This window comes from Janibacter limosus NBRC 16128 (genome assembly GCF_001570985.1).
In the GTDB taxonomy this organism is placed as follows: Bacteria; Actinomycetota; Actinomycetes; order Actinomycetales; family Dermatophilaceae; genus Janibacter; species Janibacter limosus.
Genome location: NZ_BCSS01000005.1, coordinates 83,296 through 95,934, shown reverse-complemented (window position 1 = coordinate 95,934; position 12,639 = coordinate 83,296). Strand labels below are relative to the sequence as shown.

14 protein-coding genes are annotated in these 12,639 nt (G+C 70.0%); 8 read left to right on the top strand and 6 right to left on the bottom strand.

From position 1 onward, the window contains the following. The first annotated feature begins 14 nt into the window (after positions 1-14). From cysC to JLI01S_RS03070, 3 genes are read left to right on the top strand one after another with little or no spacing between them, the layout of a single operon-like run. Positions 15-1,235, top strand: coding sequence for an adenylyl-sulfate kinase (cysC, locus tag JLI01S_RS17335; RefSeq protein WP_068259773.1), 1,221 nt, complete (start codon positions 15-17; stop codon positions 1,233-1,235). Next, positions 1,235-2,191, top strand: coding sequence for a sulfite exporter TauE/SafE family protein (locus tag JLI01S_RS03075; RefSeq protein ID WP_068259769.1), 957 nt, complete (start codon positions 1,235-1,237; stop codon positions 2,189-2,191). Before cysC ends, JLI01S_RS03075 begins: the two co-directional genes overlap by 1 nt. Before the next feature lie 2 nt (positions 2,192-2,193). After that, on the top strand, positions 2,194-2,940 hold the full coding sequence (locus JLI01S_RS03070) for a 3'(2'),5'-bisphosphate nucleotidase CysQ (RefSeq protein ID WP_068259767.1): 747 nt from the start codon (positions 2,194-2,196) through the stop codon (positions 2,938-2,940). A gap of 119 nt (positions 2,941-3,059) precedes the next feature. Here JLI01S_RS03070 and JLI01S_RS17615 read toward each other — a convergent pair whose 3' ends face one another. Together JLI01S_RS17615 and JLI01S_RS03065 are read right to left on the bottom strand one after the other, a co-directional pair. Next, positions 3,060-3,188, bottom strand: coding sequence for a hypothetical protein (locus JLI01S_RS17615; RefSeq protein ID WP_281177446.1), 129 nt, complete (start codon positions 3,186-3,188; stop codon positions 3,060-3,062). A 93-nt stretch (positions 3,189-3,281) separates the two neighbouring features. Then, a complete protein-coding gene (locus JLI01S_RS03065; protein WP_157074799.1) occupies positions 3,282-4,442 on the bottom strand; it encodes an NAD(P)-dependent malic enzyme in 1,161 nt (386 codons plus the stop codon). 254 nt (positions 4,443-4,696) lie between these two features. Here JLI01S_RS03065 and JLI01S_RS03060 point away from each other — a divergent pair, with 254 nt between their 5' ends. Continuing rightward, complete coding sequence (locus tag JLI01S_RS03060; protein WP_068259765.1) at positions 4,697-6,631, top strand: hypothetical protein; 1,935 nt, start codon at positions 4,697-4,699, stop codon at positions 6,629-6,631. Between the two features lie 13 nt (positions 6,632-6,644). Here the strand turns inward: JLI01S_RS03060 and JLI01S_RS03055 are convergent, their stop codons facing one another. The 3 genes from JLI01S_RS03055 to JLI01S_RS03045 all read right to left on the bottom strand — a co-directional run bounded on the left by JLI01S_RS03055 (position 6,645) and on the right by JLI01S_RS03045 (position 9,378). Continuing rightward, entirely contained in the window at positions 6,645-7,913 is a 1,269-nt protein-coding gene (locus tag JLI01S_RS03055; protein ID WP_068259759.1) for an HD-GYP domain-containing protein, read from the bottom strand. Continuing rightward, entirely contained in the window at positions 7,910-9,058 is a 1,149-nt protein-coding gene (locus JLI01S_RS03050) for an HD-GYP domain-containing protein (protein ID WP_068259757.1), read from the bottom strand. Before JLI01S_RS03050 ends, JLI01S_RS03055 begins: the two co-directional genes overlap by 4 nt. A 95-nt stretch (positions 9,059-9,153) precedes the next feature. Beyond that, complete coding sequence (locus JLI01S_RS03045) at positions 9,154-9,378, bottom strand: hypothetical protein (RefSeq protein ID WP_068259754.1); 225 nt, start codon at positions 9,376-9,378, stop codon at positions 9,154-9,156. A gap of 132 nt (positions 9,379-9,510) precedes the next feature. Here JLI01S_RS03045 and JLI01S_RS17775 point away from each other — a divergent pair, with 132 nt between their 5' ends. Further along, a complete protein-coding gene (locus JLI01S_RS17775; RefSeq protein ID WP_370670776.1) occupies positions 9,511-9,585 on the top strand; it encodes a 50S ribosomal protein bL37 in 75 nt (24 codons plus the stop codon). A gap of 215 nt (positions 9,586-9,800) precedes the next feature. On the opposite strand, the gene JLI01S_RS03040 is transcribed toward JLI01S_RS17775, so the two are convergent. Beyond that, entirely contained in the window at positions 9,801-10,142 is a 342-nt protein-coding gene (locus JLI01S_RS03040; protein ID WP_084349146.1) for a GIY-YIG nuclease family protein, read from the bottom strand. 367 nt (positions 10,143-10,509) lie between these two features. Here JLI01S_RS03040 and JLI01S_RS03035 point away from each other — a divergent pair, with 367 nt between their 5' ends. The 3 genes from JLI01S_RS03035 (at position 10,510) to galE (ending at position 12,577) form a co-directional block, all read left to right on the top strand. After that, positions 10,510-11,160, top strand: a complete 651-nt coding sequence (locus tag JLI01S_RS03035; protein ID WP_068259750.1) for a sigma-70 family RNA polymerase sigma factor — start codon at positions 10,510-10,512, stop codon at positions 11,158-11,160. After that, positions 11,157-11,459 (top strand): mycothiol system anti-sigma-R factor, encoded by a 303-nt coding sequence (gene rsrA, locus JLI01S_RS03030; protein WP_068259747.1) that lies wholly within the window; start codon positions 11,157-11,159, stop codon positions 11,457-11,459. The genes JLI01S_RS03035 and rsrA overlap by 4 nt, the downstream gene beginning before the upstream one ends. A gap of 101 nt (positions 11,460-11,560) precedes the next feature. Continuing rightward, positions 11,561-12,577: a UDP-glucose 4-epimerase GalE gene (galE, locus tag JLI01S_RS03025; protein WP_068259744.1), complete on the top strand. Its 1,017-nt coding sequence runs from the start codon at positions 11,561-11,563 to the stop codon at positions 12,575-12,577. Positions 12,578-12,639: the final 62 nt, after the last annotated feature.

Genomic DNA, 12,639 nt, shown 5'->3' with positions numbered 1-12,639 from the left:
GTCACAATGCCAGCGTGACTGGACCCGCCACCCGCCCGCACCAGCTCTGCCCGCCCTTCGACCAGCTCGACGCTCTCGAGCGGCTGCGGGTGATGGCCACGATCCCCGGCCGCGCTGCCGTGACCCTCGACCCCGCGTCCGTTGCTGCCGCCAAGGTGGACGGCCTCGAGATCGTCGATCCGGAGGGTGTCCCGATCGCCCGCTTCGCCGCGGACCAGATCACCGAAGGGGGCGCCCACGGTCTGCCGGAGTGGCTCGGCAGTCCCTCGCCCCGGCCTTACGAGCGGCTCTACCTCTCCCCCGCCCAGGTGCGGTCATCGGTGAGTGATGACGCCCTCACGGTCGTCGTCGACCGCCGACTTTTGCGCAAGGACGTAGCCGAGATCCGCGCCATCCGCGCCGGTCGCCCCGTGCTCCTGCTCGTGCTGTGCGGGCCGACGATGTCGCCTTACACCCGTGGGGTGAAGTTGCTGCGGCGCAGCATCGAGGTGGCCAAGGGTCTGCCGGACGCTCGCGTCGTCGCCGCCCCCTTGGACCCGCGCATCGCGGCCGCCGACCCCGAGCTGCAGGACGAGGTCGTCTCGGCATACGCACCCGGCGCCGTCGCTTGGCTCGACGAGCACACCACCAGCCTCCCCGGCACGCAGACCATGCAGGGCACGGGCGGGTCCGGTGGCCTGGTCCTGTTCTTCACCGGTCTCTCCGGGTCCGGCAAATCCACGGTGGCTCGGGCCGTGCGCGAGACCATCCTCGAGGAGGACGGACGCCCGGTGTCCATCCTCGACGGCGATATCGTCCGGCGACACCTCTCGGCCGGCTTGAGTTTCTCCCCGCAGGACCGCGAGACCAACATTCGGCGCATCGGGTGGGTCGCAGCCGAGATCGCGTACCACGGCGGAATCGCCATCTGCTCCCCCATCGCGCCATACGACTCCACTCGTCAGGCCGTGCGGGCGATGACCGCCGATCGTGGCGGTGACTTCGTCCTTGTCCACGTGAGCACCCCGGTGAACGAGTGCGCCCGGCGCGATCGCAAGGGGTTGTACGCCAAGGCGCAGGCCGGCGAGATCACGGACTTCACGGGCGTCAGCGCCCCGTACGAGGCCCCCCATGATGCTGAGCTCAACCTGGACACCTCGGCGATGTCCGTCGAGGAGGCAAGAGACCAAGTGGTGACCCTGCTGCGCGAGCGCGGCCACATCAGCGACCCGCACCAGCCCGACTGGATGATCTGATGGGCGATGTCCCGTCCCTGATACTCGTCGCCTTCGGCGTCGGCATCGTCATCGGACTCACCGGGATGGGCGGTGGAGCTCTCATGACGCCTGCCCTGATCTTCTTGGGCATCCCACCAACGGTAGCTGTGGCGAACGATCTAGTGGCAGCCGCGGTCAACAAGTCGGTAGGTGCTGCGGCCCACCTCAAGCATGGCGCTCCGAATCTGAAGCTTGCGGGCCTGTTGGTCATCGGCTCCGTTCCGACCGCCGCGGCCGGGGGTTGGATCATCAACCAGATGGGGACTCCCGAGCAGCAGCAGGCCTTCGTCAAGACGGCCATCGGCTTCGCCCTGCTGCTGGCGGCCTGCACGTACGTGCTCCGCACGCTGCTCAACATGCGCCACACCATCCGGGATGTCGCGACGGGGAAGGACCCCTACAGAGACGAACACATCTCCATCCGGGCCATCCCCACTGTCGTCGTCGGCGCACTGGGTGGTCTGCTCGTCGGGATTACCAGCGTCGGCTCCGGGTCGCTCATCATGGTCGCCCTGCTCATGCTCTACCCCCGGCTGGCGCCCAACAAGCTCGTGGGCACGGATCTCGTGCAGGCCGTACCTCTCGTTCTCGCTGCCGCGGTCGGCCACGTCCTCTACGCCGGCATCGACTGGTCCGTGCTTCTCCCGTTGATCATCGGCGGAAGCCCCGGCACCTACCTCGGCGCTCGCCTCGCCTCATGGGTGCAGCAAGGAGTGGTCCGTCGGGGCATCGCAGTCGTGCTCTCCCTCACCGGGCTCGGAATCCTCGGAGTGCCACCGGTCTGGGTGGGAATCATCGGGGCGGCGCTGCTCGTCCTTGGCCCCATTCTCTGGGGCGTTGCGCGGCGCGCCAACGGGCTTCCGCCCTTCGCCAATGTGACTGACGACGACCTCCAGATCGCTGCCAGCCGTCTCACTACGTCCCGAAAGGACTAATCGTGACCGACGACCACACCACCGCTGCCGACCTGGCCACCCGCGCCGGGGAACTCTTGCTCACCACGAGAAGCGAGCACGCCGACCTCGACGGCAAAGCGCTGAAGGACCTGGGCGACCGCGTATCCCACGAGTTCCTCATGACAGAGCTGGCCAGGCTCCGGCCGGACGATGCTGTCCTCTCGGAGGAGGGCGCGGACGACCACGCCCGCCTGACGGCCGAGCGGGTCTGGATCGTCGACCCGCTCGACGGCACCCGCGAGTTCAGCGAGCTCGGTCGCGACGATTGGGCCGTGCACGTCGCCCTGTGGGAGCGCGGGGCGCTGACCGCTGGCGCCGTGGCCAGGCCGGGCCGTGGCGTGACCTGGTCGACCGCGACGACGGACGGGCCGAAAGGGGCGGCAGGCTCACCCCTTCGCCTCGCCGTGAGCCGAAGTCGACCACCGGAGTTCGTCACCCGACTCGCGGAGCACCTCGGCGCGGAGCTGGTCCCCATGGGGTCAGCTGGGGTCAAGGCGATGTCCGTGCTCGACGGCGAGGCCGATGCCTATGTTCACGCGGGTGGCCAGTACGAGTGGGACTCGGCCGCGCCGGTCGTGGTGGCCCATGGCCATGGCCTGTACACCAGCCGCATCGACGGATCCCCTCTCGTCTACAACAACGAGAACCCGTACCTGCCGGACCTAGTCGTCTGCCGCCCGGAGGTCTCCGCCGAGATCCTCGCCGGCATCCGAGCTGTCAGCAGCTGACCGCTCGGCCGAGCAGCGCGTGATCGCGCGGCGAAGGCGCACCCACAGGATCTGCTGGGGACTGCGATAGGTCACGTGGTGCGTGTTCGCCCAGAAGCGGGCGACGTCCGGGCTGAGCGTCAGCTGCTGCGAAACCACGCGCGGACGTGCATCGGGACCGCGTCGGCTCCACGTCGGGTGTCGAGGAGGGCGACGCGCTCCGCGTCACCCACCCAGGCGACTCCTTCGGCGATGCGCCAGGTGGTCATGGTGCTGACCGTGTCGTGGTCTCGAGGCTCGGCCGCGGATGGTTCGGTCTCGAGGCTCCTCGCTAGCGCTCGTCACGCCTCGACCAGCGTAGGTCAGCCGGCGTGGGCAGCCACGGCGGCAGCGACCGCCTCGGAGACGCCCTCCTGGAAGACGGGCGGGACGATGCAGTCGACGGTCGGCTCCGCCACGAGGTCGGCGATGGCGCGGGCAGCGGCCAGCTTCATCTCCTCGCTGATCTGCACTCCCCCGGCGTCGAGCGCCCCGCGGAAGATCCCCGGGAAGGCCAGCACGTTGTTGATCTGGTTGGGGAAGTCGCTGCGACCGGTGGCGACGATCGATGCGTACTTGTGCGCGATGTCGGGGTGCACCTCGGGCGTCGGGTTGGCCAGGGCGAAGATCATCGGGCCCTCGGCCATCGCCGCGATCTGCTCCTCGGGCACCGTGCCACCGGAGACGCCGATGTAGACGTCGGCGCCCTTGAGCGCGTCGCCCATCGTCCCGGTCTTGCCCGTGACATTGGTCGTCGCCGCGAGCATCTCCTTGTGCGCCACCAGGTCGTTGCGGTGCTTGCCGATGACCCCACGCGAGTCGCACACGACGACATCGGTGACACCGGCCAGCTGCAACAGCTGGGTGACCGCGACACCGGCCGCACCGGCGCCGGCGACGACGACGCTCAGCGAGGAGATCTCACGGCCCAGCACGCGGCAGGCGTTGATCATGCCGGCGAGCACGACGATCGCCGTGCCGTGCTGGTCGTCGTGGAAGACGGGGATGTCCAGCCGCTCACGCAGCCGACGCTCGAGGTCGAAGCAGCGCGGGGCCGAGATGTCCTCGAGGTTGATCCCACCAAAGCTCGGCGCCAACCGGACGATGGTGTCGAAGAGCTCGTCGACCGTGCCGGACTCGAGACACACCGGGATCGCGTCGACACCGGCGAAGTGCTTGAAGAGCACCGCCTTGCCCTCCATCACCGGCATCGCGGCCAGCGGACCGATGTCGCCCAGGCCCAGGACTGCCGTGCCGTCGGAGATGACGGCGACCGTGTTGTTGCGCGCGGTGTAGCTGCGCGAGAGCGACGGGTCCTGCTCGATCGCGAGGCACACATCCGCGACACCCGGCGTGTAGAGCAGCGAGAGGTCGTCCTGGTCACGCAGCGGCTTCGTGGCCCGTACCTCGACCTTGCCGCCCTCGTGGGCGACGAACTGCGGGGCAGTCAGGTCATATGTGGTGGTGGGCTCGGGCGCGGACACGGCAGACAGACCTCGGATAACTCGTGGAGCAGATGTTGGGCGGCCCTGCGGTGACCGGGTGAGGTCGCGACGGGCGGCTGGTGAGCCGCAACAATCTTCGCACACGCGGCTTCGAGGCTCGTACCTCGCACCTCAGCCAGCGTGAGTCAGTCTGTGTCACCATCTACCTACGCCGCACTCGGGGCCTGCCCCCTCCCCCTTCGCACGACGGTCACTGCGGCCGGTGCCGCCGACTCTTTGCCCGGAGCCTACTGATGCGCGCACGACACCTCATCCCCGCGGTACTCACCGCCTGTCTGGTCGTCACGACCGCGGCCACCGCACAGGCCGAAGACGCGCCGACAGACGCCCGCGTGCGGATCACCGGCGAGCTCGTCAGGACCTCCGTCGAGCACCGCGGCGACCAGCAGTGGAGTGCCGTGCGGGTCGGCAACCAGCTCGTGCCCGTCGCCGGCGTTGCCCTCGATCAGACCCCGGCGCACGCCACCGTGACGATCGACGTCAAGGCACCGCAGAGCGTCGTCGCTGACGCGCACCGAGCGGATCTGCGCGACGCCTCCGACAGCACGCCCGCCACGACCTCCTCGACGCTGGGCGCGGCCAGCACGGCCGTCGCCACCGCTCCGGGCACCAGCCCGCTGGAGGTCACCCGGGTCGTCGCGGCGGACGAGGTCCGGGTCGCGACGTACGCACCGGCGACCCGCCGCATCACCTACGTCGAGGTCACGCCGCGGGGCATGACCCGTGAGGCGGTCACCGAGACCTCCGCGACCCAACAGGTCGCCAGGACCGACAGTTACTGGCGCGAGCAGTCGCGCAGCGAGCTGCGCATCGCCGCGCCGGCGATGGCGACGCGGTACACGTCCGCCTTCAGCTGCGCGGACGACCCGATGAAGCTGTGGAACGAAGCGATCGCACGGACCGGCTGGCAGTGGCGGGACAACCGCAGCCTCGTGCTCAAACTGCCCTCGGCCGCGAGCACCCGCTGCGGGTACGGACTCGGCAGCCTCGGCGACAACCCCAACTCCCCCGGTGTCCTGCACGTCGCCGACACCGCGGCCCCGGTCCTGGCGCACGAGCTCGGCCACAACATGGCCTTCGACCACGCCAACCGGCTCGTGTGCACCGACCGGGCCGACGCCCAGTACGACACCAGGACCGACTGGTGGACCACCTGTGACGAGGCGGAGTACGGCGACTCGCTCGACATCATGGGCCCCTCCTTCCCCACGACGATGCCGATGCTCTCGACGCCGCAGGCACTGCGCCACGGGCTCCTCCCCCCGGCGGCCGCGGTGCGGCTCGGATCCGGGACCACCCAGGTCACGCTCGCGGCGCTCTCCGGCGGCGCAGGCACTCGCGCCGCCGTCATCAGCAACCTCAGCACCGGCGTGACGTACTGGGTCGAGTACCGCACCCCCACCGGTCGCGATGCCAACAACCCCAGCCGGCAGGACGCGGGCGTGCGCGTGCTGCGCACCAGCCCGTGGTCCGGATCCGTCCTGCTCGACCCCACCCCGACCGGCACGCTGGACAACCAGACGGCTCTCGGGGTGGGACAGACCTTCGCCAGCCATGACGGGCGGGTCAAGGTCACGACGGAGTCGGCCGACGCGAGCAGTGCGGTCGTGCGGATCGTCAACACCTCGCGGCGAGGTGCCTTCACCTCCACGAAGGCTCCCACCATCACCGGGACGCGAGGGGTCGGCAAGACACTCACCGCCACCAAGGGCGCGTGGTCACCGACGCCGACGACGTACACCTACCGGTGGAAGCGCAACGGAGCCAGCATCTCGGGGGCCACGAAGCCGACCTACACCCCGACCAGCGCCGACGCGGGCCGCACGCTCACCGTCTCGGTCGCCGCCCACCGCACCGGCTACGTCTCCAAGGCGGTGTCCTCCGCAGGCGCCGGGATCCCGATCTACGCGACCAACCGCCCCTACCTCAAGGGCACCTTCCGCTCAGGTCAGACCATCACGGTGAGGGCTGGAGCGTGGACCCCGAGGCCGAGCAGCTACAGCTACCGGTGGTACCGCGACAACATCGCGATCACGGGCAAGACCGGCACGACCTACACCCTCACCAGCAGGGACAAGGGCACCCGCATCCACGTGCACGTCACCGCCCGCCGCAGCGGCTACGTCACCGGCGCGGCGATCACACTGCGCTCGACCGTCGCCCGCTGAGCCTGCGCACTGCCTACCGCTGCAGCTCCAGCGCGCGCTCGAGCGCAGAGACGACCTCCGGGTCGTAGTCGTACCCGAGGCCGAGGTGCAGACGCTCCAGCGCGACGGTGCGGGCCCGGGGTGAGCGGGTGCCCTCGGTGATGTCATCCCAGGCATTGGCCACCCGCACGATCCGTGAGGGCAGGGGGATGTGCTCACCGAACTCGCGGCTGCGGCGGAAGGGTGTGCCCACGTGGGCGACGAGGGGCGCGAGCGAGGCGAGCTGAGGGGTGTCTCCCATGATCCGGCGGGCCGCTGCGGCCATCTGCTCGGCCTCTGTACCACTGGCGTTGATCGTCGCGCCCTCGCGCAGCGGCTCAGCCAGCCCGAGCTGACCGACGTCGTGCAGCATGGCCGTCCGCTCCACCTCGTGCAGCCCCGAGGGGTCGAGCCCCATCTCCTGCCCGATCGCGCAGGCCAGAGCGGTCACCCGACGCACATGGCCGGCGCGGGTCAGCCCGACGACCTCGGTGAGGCGGGCCATCGCCTGCAGCGACTCGTCGAGGGACTGGCGGATGGTGACCAGGCGACGCACCGAGAGATAGGTGACGACGACCGGCACGAGGAGCAGCGGGATGGCCGCCCAGTCCAGCACCGGCTTGGCCAGGGCGATGAGGGGGCCGGACGCGACGGTCGACACCGAGATGCCCGCGATCGGCCCGGCCTCGGCAGCGATGATGTGGGCGAGAGGGCGGCCCTCGCCGATGAGGGAGACCGCGTTGTCCACGATCCGCTCGACGAGTGCGCCCCCCAGTGCTGCGACGACCAGGCCCGAAGCGCCGACCGCCGGGTGGACGTGCGGGTCGAAGGCCCAGTCCACGAGCGTCTGTCCCTCGACGACGACGCCGCGCGCGAAGGCGGTCGTCACCGCCATGCCGATGAAGCGCGACCCGAGCGAGCCCTCGACGACGGAGATCCCCCGGACGCGGGCGAGCAGACCGCCGAGGAGGATGCTCAGCCAGACGATCGCCAGGACCGTCCACGCGGAGGGGGCCTCTGCGCCCTGACCGCCGAGCGGAGCGAGGATCAGCCCGAGAGCTGGCGTCGTGGTCAACGGCGCGATCACCCTCCGGGAGATCCGCATCGGCAGCTGCTCGCCGAGGACCATCGCCCCGACCGCAACCACGGCGAAGGGGGTGATCATCGCCGCGGTCACGTCTGCCTGGATGGCGGCCGCGGACCCGAGGATGACGGCGAGACCGAAGAGCACCAGTCCGGGCCGCGAGCGCAGTGGAGCGATCATGCAGTGCTCGCGGGCAGCTGGTCGCGCTCGAGCGCACGGCGCAGGGCCGTCACGCAGGCCTTGTCCAGGCTCTGCCCGACCACCGACTCGCAGTGGTCGACGGCGTCGCGGGGGGACCACCCTTCGGCCACGAGGTGCGCCCAGGTGTCGGCGACGGCGAGGACTCGGCCGCCGACGGGGATCTGCTCGCCGGTCAGGCCGAGCGGATGGCCCTGCCCGTCGACGCGCTCGTGGTGGGCGTCGATGAGGGCGAGCGTCGGGTGGAGGAAGGAGACCGTCCCGACGACCTGCCGAGCCGCGGTGGAGTGGTCGCGCCGCACGATTGCCGGCGGGGCGCCATCCAGGGCGAGCATGCCCACGTCCCGCAGCTGGGCCGCCGTCGCCACGCTGTCCACGAGCGCCGGGGTGAGCCCGAGTCCGTTGGCGACGGCCGTGGCTGCCCCGGCAGCGAGCCGGGCCTCGTCCGCCGCTCCGGGTCGCCGCAGGTCGAGAGCCACGACAAAGGGATTGAGGATTGCGTGCCGGGTCGCCCACTGCGCCGAGTGCTGGTGCAGGCCCCACTGGATCGCCAGGAGCGACGGGAGGAAAAACAGGATCGACGCCCAGCCCAGTCCAGCAGGGGCCCAGAGGACCACGAGGAGATAGGCCGCCAGCCCGTAGCTGATGTACGACGGGATGACCTGCCGGATGAGGTCGGCGCCGATGACGCGCAGGGAGCCGGCAGTGCTGCGCTGGAGGACCCCGGCAAGCAGGAGCGAGTTGACGACCGCCGCGGCGACGAAGGCCGCGGCCATGGCCACCGCGAGATCTGCGGGGCCGATGCCACCCGACCCGGCCGTCAGCGTGCGGCCGCCGGCCAAGGCGTAGGCCAACGCGCCCGTGAGGAGGAAGAGCATGCGCTGGCTGGCGTTGTAGAGGCGCTTGAGAGGTTCGTTGCGGTCAACGACCACCGGCAAGGCGCCCACGAGGGCGGCACCGACCGGGCCGAGCAGCGGGATCGAGGCGATCTGGATGATGCCGGACGCAGAGACCTGGATCGGACCGATCGCCTGCGGTCGGCCCACGGAGGCGATGAAGCCCGCAACGAGCATGGTGATCAGCCAGCTCATCCGCTGGGGCAGCCCCGAGACGACGAGGGCGACCACCAGGGCGACGGCCGCCAGGGCCGAGATGACAAGGACGTACCCCCGAGTCGACCGTTGCTCGGTCAGACCCGGATGTAGGAGCCGTCCGGAGGGACTCAGGCGTCGGGAGCGGCCGGGGCCGCGTCAGGCATCGCCCAGTCCCAGCTCGCGGCCTTGGGCAGGGCCCAGTCCCAGCTGTCGCCGGAGACACCGGCCCAGTCCCAGCTGTCACCAGCACTGCTGCCCGCCCAGTCATAGCTGGCAGCCTGCTGGAAGCCGAGGAGGCCGGACAGCGACAGGGCTGCGGCGGAGACTCCGAGAATCACGGTGATTTTCTTCACTCCCCCATGATGCCACCGATCTCCTGCAGATAGCAGCCCCACCGCGAGCCAATCTCACCGGGTCATGACAGAATGCGTCGTTGTTCCCATCCCGCCGCCCTCGGCGGGGGACGTCGTACCCAAGGAGTCACCATGAGCAAGCGCGCCCGCAAGCGTCGCTCGCGCAAGGGCAAGGCCGCGAACCACGGCAAGAAGCCCAACGCCTGAGCACCTGCACCCTGTGCAGCTGAAGGGGGCCGCCCACCCGGGCCGGCCCCCTTCGTCATGCTCGGCCCCCACGTTGGTCGAGGAGCGAGGCCGTCCGGCTTCGAGGCTCCTCGCTAGCGCTCGTCACACCTCAGCCAACGGTGATGTCGCTGGTCGAGGTGCAAGGCCGCCCGCGGCCGAAGCCTCGAGACCCCACCAGGCTTCGAGGCTCCTCGCTAGCGCTCGTCACACCTCAGCCAACGTGGGTGCTCGTCACGCCTCAGCCAACGGTGGGTTGACCGCCGCGGCGTTTCGAGCGCCGCTGGATCTCGTCCCCAGTCATCGCGCATCAGAGCCTCACGCTTGGCCCGGGACCAGCCCTGGATCTTCTTTTCCCAGGCGTAGGCCTCGGCGATGCTCGCGGTCTCCTGGGCCCACAGCAGGGTGATGGGGAGCCGACGACTCGTGTACTTCGCCCCCTTCCCCATGGCGTGCTGCTGCATCCGGACGTCGAGATTGCGCGTGCTTCCGACGTAGTAGGACCCGTCCCCGCACTGGAGGATGTGGACGTGAGGCATGGGTTGATCTCAGCGGATGGTGAGTCACGGCGCTGGTGACTGTCCACAGGGGCGGTCTCGAGGCTCCTCGCTAGCGCTCGTCACACCTCGACCAACGTGGGTGTCGCGAAGGCTGGTCTCGAGGCTCCTCGCTGGCGCTCGTCACACCTCGACCAACGGAGGGGTCGCGAGGTCTGGTCTCGAGGCTCCTCGCTGGCGCTCGTCACACCTCGACCAACGTTGTGGCGCACCTCGCCCAACATGGGCCGGGGAATGGGGACCTCCCCCCTGATGTTGGACCGCAGGAAGGCCACCACGGAGGACAGGAGTCCAGGTGCTCGTACTGCACGCCGGAGAGCGCACCGCCACCCCGCTAGGGTGGAGTGCGATGACTGATCCCACCACTGACGAGCTGGCCGCACAGGCCGCGGCCGATGCTGCCGTCGACGTCTCCGACGAGACCACCGAGCAGCGACGCGCGCGCTTCGAGCGCGAGGCGATGCCGCTGCTCGACCAGCTGTACTCTGCGGCGCTGCGCACCACGCGCAACCCGACCGACGCCGAGGACCTCGTCCAGGAGACCTACGCCAAGGCCTTCGCCGCGTTCCACCAGTACCGGCCCGGGACCAACCTCAAGGCGTGGATGTACCGCATCCTCACCAACACCTACATCAACACCTATCGCAAGAAGCAGCGCGAACCGAAGCAGTCCGACTCCCCCGAGGTCGAGGACTACCAGCTGCACAAGGCCGAGCAGCACACCTCCAAGGGGCTGCGCTCCGCCGAGGTCGAGGCGCTCGACCGCATGCCCGACAGCGAGGTCAAGCGGGCCCTGCAGGAGCTGCCCGAGGACTTCCGGATGGCGGTCTACCTCGCCGATGTCGAGGGCTTCGCCTACAAGGAGATCGCCGAGATCATGGGCACGCCCATCGGCACCGTGATGTCGCGCCTGCACCGCGGCCGACGCCAGCTGCGCGAGATGCTCACCGACTATGCCGCCGACCGCGGCATGGCCGTCGCCAAGGAGAGCAAGGCATGAGCCACGACGACGCCAACATGGACTGCTCGCAGGCGCTCTACCGGATGATGGAGTACGTCGACGGGGAGATGACACCGGCTGACACCCAGGCGCTGCGCGCGCACCTGGCCAGCTGCAGCCCGTGCCTCGCCGAGCGCGACCTCGACCAGGTGCTGCGCGAGATCGTGCAGCGCTCCTGTGCCTGCGAGCCCGCTCCCCCACGGCTGCGAGCCACGATCATGCAGCGGATCACCACGATCTGCGACGACGGGTCCTGGTCCGAGGTCACGCAGGTACGGCAGATCTCCACCGAGGGCTGAGGGGGGCTTCGAGACGGTCGCTGCGCGACCTCCTCAGCCAGCGTTGCCTGTCGCTGCGCAACCTCCTCAGCCAGCGTGGGGCGGGCGTCTAGGCTGACGGCATGCGCGTCCTCGTCACCGGCGGAGCCGGGTACATCGGCTCCCACACCGTCGTCCAGCTGGTCGCGGCGGGCCATGAGCCCGTCATCGCCGACAGCCACGTCAACTCCCGAGCCTCGGTCCTCCCGCGCCTCGAGGAGCTCACCGGCACGCGCATCGAGAGCCACGCCTTCGACCTGCGCGACACCGACAAGACGTCCGCGCTCTTCGCCGACGGTCACTTCGACGCGGTGATCCACTTCGCCGGGCTCAAGGCCGTCGGCGAGTCCAGCGAGATCCCGCTCGAGTACTACGACAACAACCTCGGCACGACCTTCGCGATCCTGCGGGCGATGGAGCGACACGGCGTGCGAACGCTGGTCTTCTCCTCATCGGCGACGGTCTACGGCGAGACCGACCGCGTCCCGATGCCCGAGGAGCTGCCGACCGCGTCCACCAACCCCTACGGCTGGACCAAGGTCATGCAGGAGCAGATCCTGCGCGACGTGGCCGCCACCGGGTCGGTCCAGGTCGCGCTGCTGCGCTACTTCAACCCCGTGGGCGCGCACCCCTCAGGACGGATCGGAGAGGACCCGCAGGGGATCCCCAACAACCTCATGCCCTTCATCTCCCAGGTCGCCGTCGGTCGCCGCGAGCGGCTCCAGGTCTTCGGCGACGACTACGACACCCCGGACGGCACCGCCCTGCGCGACTACATCCACGTCGAGGACCTCGCCGCCGGCCACGTCGCCGCCCTCCAGTACCTCGAGGCGCACCCTGACCTGCAGGTCAGGGAGTGGAACCTCGGCACCGGCCACGGGACATCCGTGCTGGAGATGGTCGCCGCCTTCGAGGCCGGGAGCGGACGCCCGGTCCCCTACGACATCGTCGGCCGACGGGCTGGCGACCTGGGCGCCTGCTACGCCGACCCGGCCCGCGCCGAGGCCGAGCTGGGCTGGCGCGCAACGCGCACCATCGAGCAGATGTGCGCCGACACGTGGCGCTGGCAGGAGGCCAACCCGCAGGGCTATCCCGCGTGAGGGGATCCCCCTTCGACCCGGGGGTGGAGGGATGCGCGCCGACGAATCACCCGCGGGTACAC